At 73.4% G+C, this 17,059-nt stretch carries 20 protein-coding genes; 17 read left to right on the top strand and 3 right to left on the bottom strand.

All coding sequences use genetic code 11. The features are described 5' to 3' along the window. Positions 1 to 2 precede the first annotated feature (2 nt). From ACIQKA_RS11740 to ACIQKA_RS11710, 7 genes are all read left to right on the top strand, one after another. Entirely contained in the window at positions 3 to 1,583 is a 1,581-nt protein-coding gene (locus ACIQKA_RS11740) for a succinic semialdehyde dehydrogenase (RefSeq protein WP_402540785.1), read from the top strand. Between the two features lie 22 nt (positions 1,584 to 1,605). After that, complete coding sequence (locus tag ACIQKA_RS11735; protein ID WP_391095480.1) at positions 1,606 to 2,544, top strand: NAD-dependent epimerase/dehydratase family protein; 939 nt, start codon at positions 1,606 to 1,608, stop codon at positions 2,542 to 2,544. A 169-nt stretch (positions 2,545 to 2,713) separates the two neighbouring features. Continuing rightward, positions 2,714 to 2,995 carry a hypothetical protein gene (locus ACIQKA_RS11730; protein ID WP_391095481.1) on the top strand — a complete coding sequence of 94 codons (282 nt, stop codon included), beginning with the start codon at positions 2,714 to 2,716 and terminating at the stop codon, positions 2,993 to 2,995. Positions 2,996 to 3,014: 19 nt separating this feature from the next. After that, complete coding sequence (locus ACIQKA_RS11725; RefSeq protein ID WP_402540783.1) at positions 3,015 to 3,206, top strand: hypothetical protein; 192 nt, start codon at positions 3,015 to 3,017, stop codon at positions 3,204 to 3,206. A gap of 156 nt (positions 3,207 to 3,362) precedes the next feature. Further along, positions 3,363 to 3,908 (top strand): VOC family protein, encoded by a 546-nt coding sequence (locus ACIQKA_RS11720; protein WP_402540781.1) that lies wholly within the window; start codon positions 3,363 to 3,365, stop codon positions 3,906 to 3,908. Beyond that, positions 3,892 to 4,701, top strand: a complete 810-nt coding sequence (locus tag ACIQKA_RS11715; RefSeq protein WP_402540779.1) for a MerR family transcriptional regulator — start codon at positions 3,892 to 3,894, stop codon at positions 4,699 to 4,701. The genes ACIQKA_RS11720 and ACIQKA_RS11715 overlap by 17 nt, the downstream gene beginning before the upstream one ends. 370 nt (positions 4,702 to 5,071) lie before the next feature. Beyond that, the gene (locus ACIQKA_RS11710) at positions 5,072 to 5,248 is read left to right on the top strand and encodes a hypothetical protein (protein ID WP_383436739.1); all 177 of its coding nucleotides are present in this window, start codon (positions 5,072 to 5,074) and stop codon (positions 5,246 to 5,248) included. A gap of 193 nt (positions 5,249 to 5,441) precedes the next feature. On the opposite strand, the gene ACIQKA_RS11705 is transcribed toward ACIQKA_RS11710, so the two are convergent. Then, positions 5,442 to 5,903 (bottom strand): pyridoxamine 5'-phosphate oxidase family protein, encoded by a 462-nt coding sequence (locus tag ACIQKA_RS11705; protein ID WP_383152021.1) that lies wholly within the window; start codon positions 5,901 to 5,903, stop codon positions 5,442 to 5,444. A 319-nt stretch (positions 5,904 to 6,222) separates the two neighbouring features. On the opposite strand from ACIQKA_RS11705, the gene ACIQKA_RS11700 reads away from it, so the two are divergent. The 6 genes from ACIQKA_RS11700 (at position 6,223) to ACIQKA_RS11675 (ending at position 12,500) form a co-directional block, all read left to right on the top strand. Further along, positions 6,223 to 7,098 (top strand): PhzF family phenazine biosynthesis protein, encoded by an 876-nt coding sequence (locus tag ACIQKA_RS11700; RefSeq protein WP_383152020.1) that lies wholly within the window; start codon positions 6,223 to 6,225, stop codon positions 7,096 to 7,098. 276 nt (positions 7,099 to 7,374) lie between these two features. Beyond that, positions 7,375 to 8,901 carry a Re/Si-specific NAD(P)(+) transhydrogenase subunit alpha gene (locus ACIQKA_RS11695; protein WP_402540777.1) on the top strand — a complete coding sequence of 509 codons (1,527 nt, stop codon included), beginning with the start codon at positions 7,375 to 7,377 and terminating at the stop codon, positions 8,899 to 8,901. 1 nt (position 8,902) lies between these two features. Continuing rightward, positions 8,903 to 10,321, top strand: a complete 1,419-nt coding sequence (gene pntB / locus ACIQKA_RS11690) for a Re/Si-specific NAD(P)(+) transhydrogenase subunit beta (protein ID WP_402540775.1) — start codon at positions 8,903 to 8,905, stop codon at positions 10,319 to 10,321. 111 nt (positions 10,322 to 10,432) lie between these two features. Then, positions 10,433 to 11,080 carry a class I SAM-dependent methyltransferase gene (locus tag ACIQKA_RS11685; RefSeq protein ID WP_383160369.1) on the top strand — a complete coding sequence of 216 codons (648 nt, stop codon included), beginning with the start codon at positions 10,433 to 10,435 and terminating at the stop codon, positions 11,078 to 11,080. Between the two features lie 92 nt (positions 11,081 to 11,172). Continuing rightward, a complete protein-coding gene (locus ACIQKA_RS11680; protein ID WP_402540773.1) occupies positions 11,173 to 11,793 on the top strand; it encodes a hypothetical protein in 621 nt (206 codons plus the stop codon). Beyond that, entirely contained in the window at positions 11,790 to 12,500 is a 711-nt protein-coding gene (locus ACIQKA_RS11675) for a phosphodiesterase (RefSeq protein ID WP_402540772.1), read from the top strand. The genes ACIQKA_RS11680 and ACIQKA_RS11675 overlap by 4 nt, the downstream gene beginning before the upstream one ends. A gap of 24 nt (positions 12,501 to 12,524) precedes the next feature. Here the strand turns inward: ACIQKA_RS11675 and ACIQKA_RS11670 are convergent, their stop codons facing one another. Both ACIQKA_RS11670 and ACIQKA_RS11665 read right to left on the bottom strand, forming a co-directional pair. Beyond that, positions 12,525 to 13,034, bottom strand: coding sequence for a DUF1360 domain-containing protein (locus ACIQKA_RS11670; RefSeq protein ID WP_402540771.1), 510 nt, complete (start codon positions 13,032 to 13,034; stop codon positions 12,525 to 12,527). 62 nt (positions 13,035 to 13,096) lie between these two features. After that, entirely contained in the window at positions 13,097 to 13,966 is an 870-nt protein-coding gene (locus tag ACIQKA_RS11665; protein ID WP_402540770.1) for a Rieske 2Fe-2S domain-containing protein, read from the bottom strand. Positions 13,967 to 14,662: 696 nt separating this feature from the next. Here ACIQKA_RS11665 and ACIQKA_RS11660 point away from each other — a divergent pair. The 4 genes from ACIQKA_RS11660 (at position 14,663) to ACIQKA_RS11645 (ending at position 16,940) form a co-directional block, all read left to right on the top strand. Beyond that, entirely contained in the window at positions 14,663 to 14,968 is a 306-nt protein-coding gene (locus ACIQKA_RS11660) for a hypothetical protein (RefSeq protein WP_402540768.1), read from the top strand. Between the two features lie 132 nt (positions 14,969 to 15,100). Beyond that, the gene (locus tag ACIQKA_RS11655; protein ID WP_383160351.1) at positions 15,101 to 15,853 is read left to right on the top strand and encodes a hypothetical protein; all 753 of its coding nucleotides are present in this window, start codon (positions 15,101 to 15,103) and stop codon (positions 15,851 to 15,853) included. A gap of 2 nt (positions 15,854 to 15,855) precedes the next feature. Further along, positions 15,856 to 16,293 carry a phage holin family protein gene (locus tag ACIQKA_RS11650; protein ID WP_402540767.1) on the top strand — a complete coding sequence of 146 codons (438 nt, stop codon included), beginning with the start codon at positions 15,856 to 15,858 and terminating at the stop codon, positions 16,291 to 16,293. Next, positions 16,269 to 16,940, top strand: coding sequence for a DUF3618 domain-containing protein (locus tag ACIQKA_RS11645; protein WP_383160346.1), 672 nt, complete (start codon positions 16,269 to 16,271; stop codon positions 16,938 to 16,940). The genes ACIQKA_RS11650 and ACIQKA_RS11645 overlap by 25 nt, the downstream gene beginning before the upstream one ends. Positions 16,941 to 17,059: the final 119 nt, after the last annotated feature.

Genomic DNA, 17,059 nt, shown 5'->3' with positions numbered 1-17,059 from the left:
CCATGACCACGACCCCCACCCCCCACCGCATCACGCCGCGCATCGACTCCCCTCGCCTGGAGGACCTGGCCCGCCGCGTGCGGGTCGCGAACCCCGCGTCCACCCAGGACGTCACCAACGCCATGACCGGCGAGGTGCTCGGAACCGTGCCCCACGGAACCCCCGAGGACGTCGCGGCGGCCGCCGTGCGCGCCCGAAGGGTCCAGAAGGCGTGGGCGGCCCGTCCGGTCCGGGAACGCGCCGCCGTACTGCGTCGCTTCCACGATCTCGTCCTCGCCCGCCAGGACGAGGTCCTGGACCTGATCCAGCTCGAGAACGGCAAGGCGCGCCGACACGCGTTCGAGGAGATCATGGACGTCACCCTCAACGCGCGGTACTACGCGAACACCGCGCACGAGTACCTGCGCCCCAAGAAGCGGCAGGGCGTCCAGCCGGGACTGACGAAGGCCTGGGAGCTGCACCACCCCAAGGGCCTGGTCGGAGTCATCTCGCCGTGGAACTACCCCCTGACCCTGGGCATCAGCGACGCGCTCCCGGCGATCGTCGCGGGCAACGCGGTCCTGGCCAAGCCCGACGCGCAGACCCCGTTCTCCGCGCTGTGGGCCGTCGAACTGCTCGAAGAGGCGGGCATGCAGCCCGGACTGGTCCAGGTCGTCACGGGCTCCGGCGCCGAACTCGGCCTGCCCATCATCGAGAACTCCGACTTCCTCATGTTCACCGGTTCCACCGCCGTCGGACGCAAGGTCGCCGCGCAGGCCGGCGAGAACCTGATCGACTGCTCGATGGAGCTCGGCGGCAAGAACGCCCTGATCGTCCTCGACGACGCGGACGTCGACCAAGCGGTCTCCGGAACGGTGCGCGCCTGCTTCTCGAACACCGGGCAGTTGTGCATCTCCATGGAGCGCGTCTACGTCCCGGACACGCTCTGGGACGAGTTCACCCGCAAGCTCGTCGCAGCGACCGAGGCGATGAAACTGTCTGCGGCCGTCGACTACTCGGGCGACATGGGGTCGCTGGTCTCCCAGAAGCAGTTGGAGACCGTGATCCGCCACGTCGAAGATGCGAGGTCCAAGGGAGCCACCGTCCTGACCGGGGGCAGGCACCGCCCGGACCTCGGCCCCTTCTTCTACGAGCCGACGATCCTCACCGACGTCGACGACACGATGGAGGTGTACGCCCACGAGACCTTCGGACCTCTCGTCTCCGTTTACCGCGTGGCGGACGAGAACGAGGCCGTCGCCAGGGCCAACGACAGCGAGTACGGACTGAACTTCAGCGTGTGGACCCGTGACGAGCGGCGCGGGCGGCGCGTCGCGGCCCGCCTTCAGGCCGGCACCGTCAACGTCAACGACGCCTACGCCGCGGCATGGGGCTCGGTCGACGCGCCCATGGGCGGCATGAAGGCCTCCGGTCTGGGCCGCCGCCACGGCGAGCACGGCCTCCTGAAGTACACCGAGTCCCAGACCATCGCCGTCGAGCGGCTGATCCCGGTCGGAGCACCCGACGGGATCGACCCCGCACGCTACGCCCGCCTCGTTTCCGCGGGCCTGAAGATCCTCAAGCGCCTTCCGGGCGTCAAGTAGACAAGAAAGAGTGATACATCCCATGCACACGGTTCTGGGCGCCAACGGGCCGATCGGCGAACAACTCACCCGGGAGCTGTACCGCGGCTTCACGCGCGACATCCGGCTGGTCAGCCGCAACCCCAAGAAGATCCACGACACCGACCAACTCGTCAGGGCAGACCTGACCGACCCCGAGGCGACGGACCGGGCCGTTCGGGGCAGCGAGGTCGCCTACCTCACCGTGGGCCTGCCCATGGACTCGGGGCTGTGGGAGCGACAGTTCCCCGCCATGATGCGCAACGTCATCGACGCCTGCGCGAAGCACGAAACCAAGCTCGTGTTCTTCGACAACACGTACATGTACCCGGGCACGACCACCCCGCAGACCGAGTCGACCCGCTTCGAGCCGAACGGCCGCAAGGGCCGGGTGCGCGCGCAGATCGCGACGACGCTGCTGGACGCGATGAGCGCGGGGAAGGTCGACGCCGCCATCTGCCGGGCGCCGGAGTTCTACGGCCCGGGAAAGACCAAGAGCCTGACCAACTCGCTCGTCTTCGACCGGATCAAGGCGGGCAAGCGGCCGTTCGTCCCCGTCAGCGCGAAGACCGTCCGGTCCCTCATCTGGACACCGGACGCCAGCCGCGCCATGGCCCTGATCGGCAACACCCCCGACGCCTACGGCCAGACCTGGCACCTGCCCGTCGACCCGCACCGCCTCACCTACGCCGAACTGGTCCACGTGGCCGAAGAGATCACCGGCCGCCGCATCCGCTACACCGTGCTCCCCCTTGCCGTCTTCACCATCGGCGGCCGCTTCGTCGGACCGCTCGGAGAGGTCCAGGAACTGCTGCCGCGCTACCGCGGTGACAACATCTTCGACACCTCGAAGTTCACGGCGCGTTTTCCCGACTTCGACGTCACCTCGTATCGCGAGGGCATCGGCGAGATCCTCGGCCGGCACTCCCGTGTGACTTCGTAGGGGCGGGTGTTGTCCGACCGGACCATGGCCCGGATCCCGGGCCGGTTCCGATGGGTGGAACCGCGGGCGACCGACCGCCCGCGGGCACCTGCTCGGGCTGCTGTCCGGCATCGAGCACGAGAACTGCTGGCGGCTGGCCGAACAAGCTGGTCACACACGTCCCGCACTCATGCCGCGTCTGCTGCGAAGCGCCCGCTGGAACGCCGATTCCGTCCGCGACGAAGTCCGTGCCTACGCCGTCGACCATCTCGGTGGCGATGGCGGTGTACCGACCGGCGACGAGGCGTACGGGCAGGATCCGCAGCTTCGTGCCGGCCTGGGGGCCCGCGAGACCGGCTACGTTCTGGCCGTCGTCTGGTCCATCCGGATTCGGATCAACAGGCGGATCAGTCTTCTCGAAGGTGTGCCGATGCTGACTTTTGCTGACTTCAGCGGACTAGGGAGTCTCTGACCTGCGGAAACTTAGACCGATGAAGTGGTGGTGGAACTTCATCGGCCGCACGGACGGGGAGATCAGGCGGGCGCGCGAGGACTGGGCGGCCGCCTCCGACCGCTTCGGCGAGGTCACCGGCCACCCGGGCGACCGCCTCCCGGCCCCGGAACTCCCGACGACTCCGATGAAGGCCCGTCGGAATCCGCGCCGGCCCCCTCGCCACCACTGACGGGCTTCTCCGCCGGGTGCGACGTGCCGAACCGGCCTCGATCCGGCCTCGGTCTCGGTTTCGGGCGGGGAGGACGGACGGGACGGAGGACGGACGGGACGGCGTTCGCGGTCCCGGCTTGACCCTCACGTAGCGTGAGGCCGGAGGGTGGAGCACATGAACGACCACTACAACGCGTTCGAGACGAGTCCCGTACCCGCCCCCGGCCCCGACGCGGTTCCGCCGGAGCCGTTCCGCGGCATCTACGGAATGCCCGCGTTCGTGACGATCCCCACGGACGACCTGGCGGCGTCGGTGGACTTCTGGACGCGCGGACTCGGGTTCTTCGAGCTGTTCGGCGTCCCCGGCAGGCTGACGCATCTGCGCCGGTGGGCGTTCCAGGACGTCCTCCTCGTGGCGGCGGCGAGCGTTCCGGAGCGGCCGTCGGCGATGGCCTTCGGCTTCGCGGGCGTGCTCGGACAGGTCGATTCCCTCGCCGAGGCGTGTCGTGCGCTGCGTCCGGACTCGGTCGACGGCCCACGGGACACCCCCTGGAACACCCGCGACGTGGAGGTGATCACGCCCGAGAACGCCCGGGTCGTCTTCACCGCGGCGAAGCCCTTCGACCCGTCGAGCCAGGAGGCGCGGAACCTCGCGGCCATGGGGATCAGCCCGCCCGGCGACGGGCACGGGGAGAAGGGGGAGCATGCCCGACACCGCTGACGCCGACGGCCTGACCGTCGGTCAGGTCTCGGCGCGCCTGGGCGTGACGGTCCGTGCGCTGCACCACTGGGACGAGATCGGCCTGGCGCGGCCGTCGCTGCGCACGGCCGCCGGATACCGGCTCTACACCACCGGCGATCTGCAACGCCTGGACCGCGTCGTCGTCTACCGCGAACTCGGTCTCGGCCTGGACGGCATCCGGGTCGTCCTGGACGACCCGACCGTGGACGTGCCCGGCGCGTTGCGCGCGCAGCGCACCCGGATCGCCGAACGGATCGACCGCCTCCAGCGGCTCGACGCCGGACTGGAGCGGATGATCGACGCCCACGAGCGCGGCCTGACGCTGACCGCCGAGGAGCAGGCCGCGATCTTCGGCCCCGAGTGGGACCCGGACGGGCCGGCCCGGGCCCGCCGGCGCTACGGCGACACGGCGCAGTGGCGGCAGTACGCCGAGGGCGCGGCCTCGCGCACCCCGGAGGAGTGGCGGACCGTCGCCGACGGCGTCGCCGGCCTCGACCGCGCCCTCGGGGAGGCGATGGACGCCGGCGTCGCGCCCGGCAGCCCGGAGGCGAACCGGCTCGTCGAGCGGCACCGCGAGGTCTTCGCCCCGTACTTCCCCCTCACCCGGCGGATGCAGGTCTGCCTCGGCCGCACGTACGAGGCAGATCCGGGGTTCGCCGCCCACTACGACGGCGTCCGCCCCGGCCTCGCCGCGTGGTTCCGCCGGATCGTCGACGCCAGTGCGCGGGCCCACGGCATCGACCCCGACACCGCCACCTGGGAGGGGAGTTGACGATTCGTCGCTGCCGTGCGCCCCGGCGCCGGCGGCGGTCCGTCCGTCGTGGCGAGGTCGTCGTCGGCGGCTGCCCGCCCCTTGTGCCGAGGTCGCCGGAGGCGGCCCGTCCGTCGTGAGCGAGGCCGTCAGCCGTGGAGGGCCCCCGGACCTCCGGCAGGAGATCACCCGAACGGGTCGTTCCCTCTCGCGGGCGGAGTCGTTGGTGAGTCTGGAATTCCGAAAACGACCACAACCGGCCACTGCTCGCCCGAACCGTCCCGAAGCTGTCGCAGGAACGTATCTGCAACTCCGCTCCGGGACGGCTCACCGGGACGGGCCCCGAACTCCGACGGGGCGTTCCGCCGCCGTCACTACGGACGCAGAAACCTTGAAGAAGCTCATTGCAACCGCACTGTTCACCGGCGCCTTCGCCGCGGGCACGGCCATGACCGCCCCCGCGGACCTGGCCGGTCGCACCACCACCACCATGCCGTCGGCCGACACGCTGTACGACCTGCTGGACGGGGACCTCGTCGACGAGACGCCGCCCGCACCGCAGGAATGATCCCGCCGTCGCCGGCGTCCTGCCCGAGATCCTCCTCGTCCCCGAGCGGTGACCGGCCCGCGGGGGAGCCCCCGCTCGGCGGAGCCCGGGAAGGGGTACGGGGCGCGGACCGCCCGGGAAGGCGAACGGGCGGCCGGGCGCGCGGCGCGCGGGGGCCGGAGGCGTACCGGCCGAACGGGACCGGCTCCGGCCCTCACCCCAGCCAGCTCCCGTCGCGCATGACGACCCTCCCGCGCAGCTCGCGCTCGCCGCGCCACGCGCGCACGGTCTCGGGCACCACGCGGATGTACAGGAAGGAACCCTCCTCCGCGCGCGGGTCCCATCCGAACCTGTCCGTGAACGCCCGCGCCGCGTCCTCGGGCACCTCCCGGTCCGGGAAGCACTCCGCCCCGCCCTGGACCAGGACCACGTCGTGGGTGTCCGGCAGCGCCAGGCGCACGCGGGGCTCCGCGAGGACGTTCCGCGCGGTGGCGGAAGCGGCGGCGGTGCACATCCACACCGCCCGCCCGTCCCACAGGAACCACAGCGGCACCTGGTGCGGCCCGTGGCCGGGGTGCGCCGTCGACACCCATGCGTCCCGCTCGGCGGCGAGCCGCCCCAGGGTGTCGCGTACGCGCTCCGCCGTCGTGCGGCGGACGATCTCCGTGCTCTCCATGAGGACCGACCCTAGGCGGGCGAACCCGAAGGGCACCTGGGCCGGGGGACCTACTTCCCACGACCGACGCGCCTCCGGCCTTTGAGGCGCCGGACCCGTTTCCCACGACCGACCCGCCTCCGGCTCTTGGGGCGCCGCACTCCTTTCCCACGACCGACGCGCCTCCGGCCCTTGGGGCGCCGCACCCGTTTACCGGGACCGACGGCCCCGGCCCTTGAGGCACCGGACCCCTTCCCTCGGCCGACGGCCCCCGGCCCTTCTCCCGAGGCCCCCTCCGGGCCCAGGAATAGCCCCGGGCCCGAACCGAGTTGCCACGACCATGACGACGAACCCGCCACGGCCCGAAGTACTGCGCTACACCGCCTTCTCCGGCGCTCCCGACGGCGGCAACCCCGCCGGCGTCGTCCTGGACGCCACCGGACTGGACGACGCCGACATGCTCGCCGTCGCGGCCGGCCTCGGATACTCGGAGTCCGCGTTCCTGACCGCGCCCCCGGAGGGACTCGGCGGCCCGGGGGAGAGGGCGTACCGCATCCGTTACTTCAGTCCCCGGGCCGAGGTGCCGTTCTGCGGGCACGCCACCGTCGCGACCGCCGTCGCCCTCGCCGAGCGGGAGGGCCCCGGGAAGCTGGTCTTCGCGACGCGCGCCGGCACCGTGCCGGTGGAGGTGACCGAGGAGGGCGGGACGCTGCGGGCCACGCTCACCAGCGTCGAGCCGCACGTCGAGGCGGTCGACGGGGCCGACCTCGCGGAGGCGCTCGCCGCGCTCGACTGGCCGGCCGCCGACCTCGACCCGGCCTTCCCGCCCCGCGTCGCCTTCGCCGGCGCCCGCCACCTCGTCCTCGCGGCGGCGACGCGCGCCCGACTCGCCGACCTCGCGTACGACTTCGCGCGCCTCGAAGCCCTGATGCGGCGCCTGGACCTGACCACGGTCCAGCTGGTGTGGCGGGAATCGGCCACCGTCTTCCACGTCCGCGACCCGTTCCCCGTCGGCGGCGTCGTGGAGGACCCGGCGACCGGCGCCGCGGCCGCCGCGTTCGGCGCCTACGCCCGTGACCTCGGGCTCGTCCCCGAGGACGCCGTCCTCACCCTGCGCCAGGGCGAGGACCTCGGCCGCCCCGGCGAGCTCACGGTGACGCTGCGCGCGGGCGACCCGCGCGTCCGGGTGAGCGGCGAGGGGACCCGCATCGGCTGAGCCGCCGGCCGCGGGGCCGGCGCGGTCACGGACCCCTCCGGCCGTGGCGACGGCGCCGCCGCGGCCCCTCCGGCGGTCGCGACTCCCGCCCGCACGCCGTCGCGTGGGGCACGGGGGCCGGTCCGTCAAGTGTTGCGTGTGCCTCACCGGCGGGTGCTGTTCAAGGAGAGCCCCGGGCGGCCAAGCTGAGCGGCGTGCTCCGGACCTTCGCGGGCGCACTTCTGATCGAGTCGGGAACACGCCGTTGACGGCCAGACCAGCGAACGGAGAACACTCGTGATTGTCGGAGTCCTCAAGGAAGCGCGGGCGGGTGAGAGTCGCGTTTCGGCCACGCCGGCCACCGTCGAACAGATCCGCAAACTGGGGTACGACGTGGTCGTCGACCAGGGCGCGGGCGTCGCGGCCGGCTTCACCGACAGCGCCTACGAGGCCGCCGGCGCGACCGTCGGCGACGCGGTGGCCGCGGACGTGGTGCTCGGGGTCAACGCCCCGGCCCCGTCCCAGCTCGACCGGGTCCGGCCCGAGGCGACCGTGATCGCCCTGTTCGCCCCGGCCTTCGACCCGGAGATGGTCGAGGACCTGGTCCGGCGTCCCTTCACCGCCCTCTCGATGGACGCCGTGCCGCGCATCAGCCGGGCCCAGTCGATGGACGTGCTGTCCTCGATGGCGAACATCGCGGGCTACCGGGCCGTCATCGAAGCGGCGCACGAGTTCGGCCGGTTCTTCACCGGCCAGGTGACGGCGGCCGGCAAGGTGCCGCCCGCGAAGGTGCTCGTCGCGGGCGCCGGCGTCGCCGGTCTGGCCGCGATCGGCGCCTCGGGCTCGCTCGGCGCGATCGTCCGCGCCACCGACCCCCGGCCCGAGGTCGCCGACCAGGTCCGCTCCCTCGGCGGCGAGTACCTGTCGATCGAGTCCCCCGAGGTGGAGGTCTCGAAGACCGGCTACGCCAAGGAGATGGGCGACGACTACAAGGCGCGCGAGGTCGAGCTCTACGCCGCCCAGTGCCGCGAGGTCGACATCGTCGTCACCACCGCGCTGATCCCCGGCCGCCCCGCGCCGACGCTGATCACCGCCGAGATGGTGGCGGGCATGAAGCCGGGTTCGGTGATCGTCGACATGGCGGCCGCCAACGGCGGCAACGTCGAGGGCACCGTGAAGGGCGAGAAGACCGTCACGGAGAACGGCGTCACGATCATCGGCTACACCGACCTCGCGGGCCGACTGCCCGCCCAGGCCTCGCAGTTGTACGGCACGAACCTGGTCAACCTGCTGAAGCTGATGACGCCGGGGAAGGACGCCCGGCTCGTCCTCGACTGGGACGACCCGGTCCAGCGCTCGATCACCGTCGTGCGCGAGGGCGAGTCGGCCTGGCCGCCCCCGCCGGTCCAGGTCTCGGCGGCCCCGGCCCCCGCGCCCGCGTCGCCCGCGGCGGAGCCCGCGCCGAAGAAGGCGCCGACGACGGCGAAGCAGAGGTTCGGCGGCGTGGCCCTCGGCGCCCTGGCCCTCTTCCTCCTCGCCGCGTTCGCGCCGGCGGCGCTGCTGCCGCACGTGACGGTCTTCGTCCTCGCGATCGTGATCGGCTACTACGTCATCGGCCACGTGCACCACGCGCTGCACACGCCGCTGATGTCGGTGACCAATGCGATCTCCGGGATCATCGTCGTCGGCGCGCTCCTCCAGATCGGCCACACCAGTACGGCGGTCACGGTGCTGTCGTCCGTGGCGATCCTCCTGGCCAGTATCAACGTCTTCGGCGGCTTCGCGGTGACGCGTCGCATGCTCGCCATGTTCAACCGGAGCTGACATGTCTGCGACCCTTGCCGCCCAGGCGGCCTACCTCGTTGCCGCGCTGCTGTTCATCCTCGCGCTGGCAGGACTCTCCAAGCACGAGACGGCACGCCTCGGCAACGCCTTCGGCATGCTCGGCATGGGCGTCGCGCTCGTCGCGACGGTCGTGCTCGCGGTGGACGGCGACGTCAGCACCGCCGGCCTCGGCCTGATGGGCGTCGCGATGCTGACCGGCGCGCTGATCGGCCTCCAGCGGGCCCGCGGCGTCGAGATGACCGGCATGCCCGAACTCATCGCGCTGCTGCACTCCTTCGTCGGCCTGGCCGCCGTCCTGGTGAGCTGGAACGGCTTCCTGAACGTCGAGCACGACCCGGACGGCCACGAGGCGAAGGCCCTGGACGCGCTCGGCACCCTCGGCATCCACCACGCCGAGGTGTTCATCGGCCTGTTCATCGGCGCGGTGACCTTCACCGGCTCCGTCGTGGCGTACCTGAAGCTCGCCGCGAAGATCGACTCCAAGCCGCTGGTGCTGCCGGGCAAGAACGTCCTGAACCTCGGCTCGCTCGCCCTGTTCGTCGCCCTGACGGTGTGGTTCGTGATCACGCCGGAGCTGTGGCTGCTCGTCGTCGTGACGGTCCTGGCGCTCGCCCTCGGCTGGCACCTGGTGGCCTCGATCGGCGGCGGCGACATGCCGGTCGTGGTCTCGATGCTGAACAGCTACTCCGGCTGGGCCGCGGCCGCCTCGGGCTTCCTGCTCGGCAACGACCTGCTGATCATCACCGGCGCGCTCGTCGGCTCGTCCGGCGCCTACCTGAGCTACATCATGTGCAAGGCGATGAACCGCTCCTTCTTCTCGGTCATCGCCGGCGGCTTCGGCATCGAGGCGCCGTCGGACTCGGACGTCGACTACGGCGAGCACACCGAGATCACCGCCGCGAGCGCCGCCGAACTGCTCGGCTCGGCCCGGTCCGTGGTCATCACGCCCGGATACGGCATGGCCGTCGCCCAGGCCCAGTACCCGGTCGCGGAGCTCACCTCGAAGCTGCGCGCCAAGGGCGTCGACGTGCGGTTCGGCATCCACCCGGTCGCCGGCCGCCTGCCCGGTCACATGAACGTGCTCCTCGCCGAGGCCAAGGTGCCGTACGACATCGTCCTGGAGATGGACGAGATCAACGACGACTTCGCCAAGACCGACGTCGTCCTCGTGATCGGCGCCAACGACACGGTCAACCCGGCCGGGGCCGACGACCCCGGCAGCCCGATCGCGGGCATGCCGGTCCTCACCGTCTGGGAGGCGGGCAAGGTCATCGTGTTCAAGCGCTCGATGGCCTCCGGGTACGCGGGCGTGCAGAACCCGCTCTTCTTCAAGGAGAACACCTCGATGCTCTTCGGCGACGCGAAGGCCCGGGTCGAGGACATCGTCGGCGCCCTCTGAGGCGCGACGGCGGACAGGGGCCTCCCGGCCCGGCGCGGAGGACGGACGTCCGCGCCCGGCCGGGAGGCCCTCGCGCTCCCCGCCGTCCCGCCCGGGACTACTGTCGCGGGCATGGTCGAACACGATGCTCCCGGTACCGTCCGCGAGGCCTACGACGCCGTCGCCGCCACCTACGAGGAGATGTTCCGCGACAGCCTGCGGGACAGCCCCCTGGACCGCGCGGTGCTGGGCCTCTTCGCCGAGGTCGTCCGCGCGGGCGGGAACGGCCGGGTCGCGGACCTGGGCTGCGGGCCCGGCCACGTCACCGCCCACCTGGACGGCCTCGGCCTGGAGGCGTTCGGCGTCGACGCCTCGCCCGCGATGATCGGCCTGGCCCGCCGGGCCCACCCGCGCCTGCGGTTCGAGGTGGGCTCGATGGACGCCCTCGACGTCGCCGACGGGACTCTGGGCGGCGTGCTCTCGCGCTGGTCCGTCATCCACATCCCGCCGGACGAGCTCCCTCCGGTCCTCGCGGAGTTCCACCGCGTACTGGCCCCCGGCGGCCACCTCCTGATCGGCTTCTCGGCGAGCGAGGGACCGTCGCACCCGACGCAGCTCTTCGACCACGCGGTCGCCCCGGCCCACCGCTGGTGGCCCGACCACCTCTCCGCGCTGCTGCGCGAGCACGGACTCGCCGAGACGGTCCGCACGGTCCGCGAGCCGGAGCCGACCGACCGGCGGCAGTTCCGGGAGATCCACCTGCTGGCCCGCAAGGCCTGAACGGGGGCCGCCCGGCCGGGCGGGGCCGCGGGCGACCGCCCCCACCCGGGACCCCGGGCCCCGGAGTACGGCACAATGCGCCGTGAGATCCCGTGGGCCTGGCCGGTCTGGGAGCCGACGCGGCGGAGCCGTCGAAGCCGACGCGGGTGTACGTGCCGACCGGCCGTCTCGCCGGCCCGGGACCCGTCCTGCCGGAGCCGACGGTCCGCATCCGCACACCGCTCGCCGAGGTCGCGGAGGACGGGGCCTGGCGCCGCTTCCCGCCCGGGTACGTCCCGCCGGCGGAGTCCCCGATCCGCGCCGCCCCGGAACCGCCGGAGGCGCGCGGAGCCGCTCCGTTCCCGACCCGGCTCGCGACCGTCGACCCGGTCCGGCCGGGTCACCGGCGCCTGCCCGAGGGGACCGCCGGACGTGCGGCGGACCGGGTGGTGTTCCTGCTCGGACCGGAGGCCTCCCGGTGGACCGACCACGACGCCGAGCGCGGCGCCGTGAACGGTCTCACCCCGCTGTCCGACAGTCTGCTCGCGGGACCGGACGGCGAACGCTTCGTCCCGGCCCCGCGGATCGCCGACGACCGAGCACCCGCCCCGTTCGTCCGCATCGTCCTTCGTCCGGGGCGATCCGGTCGGCCGGCGCGTTTCGTGGGCAGACGACGGTGGTGCCAGCCATCGTCCGCGCCACCGTCGTCCGCCCAGGAACGGAAAGTCGCATGAACCTCCTCGACCGCATCGCCTTCCGCACCGCACGGGCCGCCGCCCGCCGCCGGGGGGACCGGCCCGCCCTGCACCCCCGCGGAACGTCCCTCGCGGGCCGCCTCGTCGTGCCCGGCCACCGGGACCGCCGGGACGTGCCGTGGCTTGACGTTCCCGGCTCCTACGCGGTGACGGCCCGGTGGTCCCGGGGCGCCGGGCTGCCGCACCCGCTGCCGGACGGACTGGGCCTCGCGCTGCGGGTGGAGGACGCCGGCGGACCGGACCGACCTCTGGACCTGCTCCTCACGACCGGCGGCCGCGGCCGGTGGACGCGCCACGTGCCGCTTCCCCGCACGTCCGCCACCGCCGGCCCGTACTCCAGCCTCCTGTCGTACGTCGTCGGCGGACGGCGTGGCGTGCTGGCCGCGTTCCCGGCGCCCGGATCCCCGAGGATCCCCGCCGACCCCGCGACGGTGGGAGCCGCCGTGGCCAGCCGGCCCGTGGTGTTCCAGCTCTGCTTCGGGGCGGACGGAGCGGGCGCGGCCTGGCGGCCCCTGGCCCGGCTCGTCCTCCACGCGGAGGCGCCCCCGTCCTCTCCGGACGGCGGCGCGTTCGACCCCTACCTCAACTTCCTGCCCGGCTTCCGGCCCGTCGACCGCCTCCGGTCGCTGCGCCTCGCCGCGTACGCGGGGTCACGGGCCGGACGGCACGCGCCCCCGCCCTCCTGAGGGGGCCCGCCCGCGCGTCCCGCCTCACTCGGAGTTCTTCTGCAGCAGACAGTCGTAGCCGAGCTGCAGGGTGTCGGCGAGCGCCAGGGCGGTGAGGCCGCCCGTCACGGTCCGCGTGGCGCGCGGCCACAGCAGGCGGGCGCCGGTGAAAGTGGCCGTCAGCCAGACGCCCAGGCAGAACGGGCAGGTGATCAGCTCGCCCACGGTCGACCTGACGGCGCCCCCACGGGGGCTCTCGCTCACCTCCGCGGGGCCGGACGCCGACTCGTAACGCGTGAAGGGCGCCCGGAGGGGGCTGGTGACGGACCCCTTGGCGAGCAGTCGGCTCAGCCGGAACACGGCCGCCGCCGTCAGCGGGAGGTCCCACGGATCGTGGCGGTCGGGCAGCTTCGTTCCGCGCCTGCGGACCGCCGCGCCCCAGGCGGCCGTGTAGGCGCCGAACGCGACGACGGCCCCCAGGTGCCCCGCCAGTCGGCGGTCCTCCTGCGGTGAGTAGGCCCGGCCCAGGCTCCGGAACGTTTCCCTGAGATGCACGGGGGCGCCTTTCCTGTGTGTGCCGTGGACCACGACGACGGGTTCCTCCGGACGGCGCGAGGTCACGCCCGGCCGGGGGAGGGGGCCGTTCCTTCCGTTTCCGGGGCGCGCAGTCTCACCTCGATACGGCCGTCGACGACACGGGTGTCGAAAGAGGGCTGGGGGGCCGTCGCGGGGCCGCTCACGTTCCAGCCGTCCTCCAGGCGGAAGACGCTGCCGTGCCACGGGCAGCGCACGCAGCCGTCCTCGATCGTTCCCCGGGACAGCGGGCCGGCCGCGTGGCTGCACGAGTCCGCCAGGACGTGTACGCGTTCCGCGTCCTCGCGTACGACCAGGACGGCCACGTCGTCGACGTGCCGCCGGACCGCTCGCCCGAGGGGGAGGTCGGCGACCCGCCCGATCCCGTGCCAGCCGGGTTCCACGAGGTCCGGGACCGACGCGGCCCGGTTGACGCCGGAGCCCTGCCGGTAGGCCAGGTGGCCCCCGATCGCGCCGCCGACGCCGACGGCGGTCAGGCCCGCGAACGCGAGGGCCTTGCCCCGGAGGGTACGGCCCCGTGCCCGTGCGGCCAGGGACGCCGTGTAGAGGCCCACCCCCGTGACGTTCGCGGCCGCGTGCACCAGCCCGACCCGCATCTGGCGGCGCCGCAGCTCGGCCCAGTCGACCCAGCCCGCCACGGCTGCCGGAGCCGCGGCCGCGAGGCCCACCCCGATCAGCGCGCCGGCCGCCCGCCGCTGCCCCGGCATCAGGTCCAGCACCGCCGCCGAGAACCAGGCCCCGATCGGCACCTGCACCATCACCGGATGGACGGGGTGGCCCAGCCAACGCCCGTGCAGCGCGTCCCTCGCACGACCCAGGGGGAGCGTCCGGACCACGCCGCCGAGCCGTTCGGCCGGCCCGTCGAGGACGGCGGAGCGTTCCAGGCGGTCCATGGACCGGAGGACCCTGCCGGGGCCCGAGGCCGACGGCAGGACGTGTTCCAGTACTCGCCGAACGGCTCGGGCAGCGGGGGCCTGGCCACCTGAAGCAGGGTCATATGTCATGAATGCCGTATAACCGCCCATGGAGGGGTGAAACTCATCGCGGTTCTTCTTCAGTACGACGGACCGCGGGGAGCCGTCCCGGCGTCCGGATCCCGTCGCTGCGCGTTCTCGTCGTCCGGCTCCCGCTCTCCCCCGGCCTGCGGGGCGTGGTGCGTTCCGGCTCGGCGTCCCGGCCCTCGGTCTCCTCCGGACGGCCCTCCCCGGGGCGCTCTCCCTCCGCCTGTGACGGAGTGCTCTCCTGCACGACCCTGTTCCTTCCCTCGGCGTGGTGCCGCCCCGATCCCTCGCGGGCGGCCAGGACGTCGGCGACGGCGGCGGCGCCGGTGACGAAGCCGTGGACGACCTTGTGCGGCACGTCCAGGACCGGTTCCCCCGCCGACGGCTCCGGTGACCCGTCCTTCCCTCGGGGAGCGCTTCACCATGTCCCCGCGAGTACCCGGTACGGACGTCCCGACCCCATCGGGCGGAGGGCGTCTTCTCCGTACGCCGCACGGGACGCCACGACGCCCTCCGGGTCTTTGCGGGACCGGCTCCGGGAGCGGCCCCCTCCCACATGGCCCGTACCGACCCGGGTATGGGCCGGGCATGGCAGACAAGAAGCGTTACGCGGTGGCCGCGTCGGGCACCTGGACGGACGAGGAGGACGGCCGCCGACTGCCCGCCGACGAGGTCCACGCCTGGGAACAGGGCATGAACCAGACCGTCTGCGGGCTCTCGTTGAACCGTTCCCGACTGGCGCGGCTGTCGCACGTCGCCTGGACCGACGCGTTCCCCGAGTCCGGTGGTGCCGCCGACCGGGTGCGGCGGGTGTGTCCGCGCTGTGCGTCCGTCGCCGGACGCCGCGGCCCCGACGCCCGCCCGCGGTGGCAGCGGGTGAACCCGCGTCCCTGACCTGAGCGCGGGCGAACCGGATGACGAAAAGTCCCGACATTGTTTCGGTGTCCGGGCGTATGAGCGGGCCGCAAGGGGGCAGATGCGGGATTCAGCAAGCAGAAAGACCCCTTCCGGCACCCAGGAGGAGCCTTGAGTGACTTCCAGGACTCGAACCGGCATGACGAGAGCAGGGCGGCGGAAGTAGCGCGAACCGCCCAGGACAAGGCGGGAGACGGCGCCGCGTTGGTGGGCGGGAAGGCCGCGGAGGTGGGCGGCACCGCGAAGGAGCAGGCCGGCAACGTCGTCGGCGAGGCCGCGGCCCAGGCCAAGGACCTGGCGGGCGAGCTGCGCACCCAACTGCAGGACCAGGCCGAGACCCAGACCCAGCGCCTCGCGGAGAACGTACGGCGCCTGTCGCAGGAGTTGCGCGAGCTGGGGGAGAACGGCAAGCCGGACTCCACGGTGGCCGACCTGGCCCGCCGCGCCGCCGACGGAGGCCATCAGGTGGCCTCCCACATGGAGAAGCGCGGCCCCGACGGCCTGGTGAGCGACCTGCGGGACTTCGCCCGCCGACGCCCGGGCGCCTTCCTCGCCGGCGCGGCACTGGCCGGCTTCGTGGTGGCCCGCGCGGGCAAGAGCATCGGTGCGGCGTCCCCCGGCGGCGCGGGCGGCACGGGCGGGGAGACCCGCTCTCCGGAACCGCGGGCCGGGACGTACGGGACGGAGCGCCCCCTCACGGCTCCCGACCCCCTGCCGCGCGCCACGCCGGGCGCTTACGAAGACCCGCTCGACACCTACGGCCAGTCGCAGCCCCCGCACGTCACGCCGGCCCCGCCGAACCATCCTCCCGCGGGCGGCGGTCAGTCGTACGGCGGCCCCTCGCGTCCGGCGGGAGGGGTCTGACCATGGCCCTCTCCTTCCAGGAGCGTCCCGCCTCGGCGGCCGTGCCGCCGGCGGACGGGGCGCCCGAACCGTCGATCGGCGATCTGGTCAGCGAGATCGGGCAGGACCTGTCCCGCCTCGTCCGGGACGAGATCGAGCTGGCGAAGGCCGAGATCAAACAGGAGTCCGTCAAGGCGGGCAAGGCGGCCGGCATGCTCGGCGGAGCGGGCTATGCGGCTCACCTGGTGGCGCTGCTCGGCAGCCTGACCGTCGTCTTCGCCCTGGCCAACGTGATGAACCTCGCCTGGGCGGCGCTGATCGTCACCGCCCTCTGGGCGGTCGTGGGCGGCGTGCTCTACTCCGCCGGGCGCAAGCGCCTGCGCGCCGTCAACCTCAAGCCGGAACAGACCGTGGAGACCCTGAAGGAGGACGCCAAGTGGGCACGACACCCGACGAGCTGAGGAACGACGTGGAAGAACGGCGGGCCCATCTGGCCCGCAACGTCGACCGCTTGGCCGACCGGATCACCCCGGGCAGGGTCGCACGTCGCAAGGCCGATTCGATACGGCACCAGGTGAGCGGAGTGAAGGAACGCGTCATGGGCAGCGCACACGACTCGGCGCACGGGGCGTCCGAGGGTCTGAACCGGGCGGCGAGCAGCGTCGCGGACACGGCGCGGGAGGCGGGTGACAGCGTGGGCGAAGCGGTCCAGCAGGCTCCGGCACGGGTGCGCCGGCAGGCCCAGGGCAGCCCGTTGGCCGCCGGCCTGATCGCCTTCGGTGCGGGCATGCTCGCCTCGGCCCTCCTGCCCACCACCGAGGCGGAGGAGCGGCTGGGGCAGCAGCTCAAGGAGCACTCCGACGAGCTGCTGGAACCGGTGAAGCGGACGGCCGTGGAAGCGGCCCAGGAGGTTCGGGAGGAACTCCGCGGCCCGGCCGCGGACGCCGTCGAGTCGGTGAGGAGCACGGCCCAGGAGGCCGTCGGGACGACCAAGGAGCATGCGCAGGGCGCGGGCCGGGAAGCCGCTCAGGAACTGCGCCAGGTCGGCCGTGACGCCGCCGACGACATCAAGCACACCTCCGGCGGCACGGAGCGGACGGAGCGCTGAGGACCGCATCGACGCAGGGAACAGGGGCGGGGGGGGGCCCCCCGGGGGGGGGGGCGCCCCCCCGGGGGGGGGGGGGGGGGGGGCGGGGCGGGGGGGGGGGGGGGGGGGGGGCCCCGGGG

This window comes from Streptomyces sp. NPDC092045 (assembly GCF_044756005.1).
Taxonomy (GTDB): domain Bacteria; phylum Actinomycetota; class Actinomycetes; order Streptomycetales; family Streptomycetaceae; genus Streptomyces.
This window is presented reverse-complemented; position numbering and strand designations above follow the sequence as displayed.

What these genes read in the sequence shown, in the direction of transcription:
- ACIQKA_RS11740 (WP_402540785.1), top strand. Translation starts at nt 3, where the DNA reads ATGACCACGACCCCCACCCCCCACCGCATCACGCCGCGCATCGACTCC.
- ACIQKA_RS11735 (WP_391095480.1), top strand. Translation starts at nt 1,606, where the DNA reads ATGCACACGGTTCTGGGCGCCAACGGGCCGATCGGCGAACAACTCACC.
- ACIQKA_RS11730 (WP_391095481.1), top strand. Translation starts at nt 2,714, where the DNA reads ATGCCGCGTCTGCTGCGAAGCGCCCGCTGGAACGCCGATTCCGTCCGC.
- ACIQKA_RS11725 (WP_402540783.1), top strand. Translation starts at nt 3,015, where the DNA reads ATGAAGTGGTGGTGGAACTTCATCGGCCGCACGGACGGGGAGATCAGG.
- ACIQKA_RS11720 (WP_402540781.1), top strand. Translation starts at nt 3,363, where the DNA reads ATGAACGACCACTACAACGCGTTCGAGACGAGTCCCGTACCCGCCCCC.
- ACIQKA_RS11715 (WP_402540779.1), top strand. Translation starts at nt 3,892, where the DNA reads ATGCCCGACACCGCTGACGCCGACGGCCTGACCGTCGGTCAGGTCTCG.
- ACIQKA_RS11705 (WP_383152021.1), bottom strand. Translation starts at nt 5,903, where the DNA reads ATGGAGAGCACGGAGATCGTCCGCCGCACGACGGCGGAGCGCGTACGC.
- ACIQKA_RS11700 (WP_383152020.1), top strand. Translation starts at nt 6,223, where the DNA reads ATGACGACGAACCCGCCACGGCCCGAAGTACTGCGCTACACCGCCTTC.
- pntB (WP_402540775.1), top strand. Translation starts at nt 8,903, where the DNA reads ATGTCTGCGACCCTTGCCGCCCAGGCGGCCTACCTCGTTGCCGCGCTG.
- ACIQKA_RS11685 (WP_383160369.1), top strand. Translation starts at nt 10,433, where the DNA reads ATGGTCGAACACGATGCTCCCGGTACCGTCCGCGAGGCCTACGACGCC.
- ACIQKA_RS11675 (WP_402540772.1), top strand. Translation starts at nt 11,790, where the DNA reads ATGAACCTCCTCGACCGCATCGCCTTCCGCACCGCACGGGCCGCCGCC.
- ACIQKA_RS11665 (WP_402540770.1), bottom strand. Translation starts at nt 13,966, where the DNA reads ATGGACCGCCTGGAACGCTCCGCCGTCCTCGACGGGCCGGCCGAACGG.
- ACIQKA_RS11660 (WP_402540768.1), top strand. Translation starts at nt 14,663, where the DNA reads ATGGCAGACAAGAAGCGTTACGCGGTGGCCGCGTCGGGCACCTGGACG.
- ACIQKA_RS11650 (WP_402540767.1), top strand. Translation starts at nt 15,856, where the DNA reads ATGGCCCTCTCCTTCCAGGAGCGTCCCGCCTCGGCGGCCGTGCCGCCG.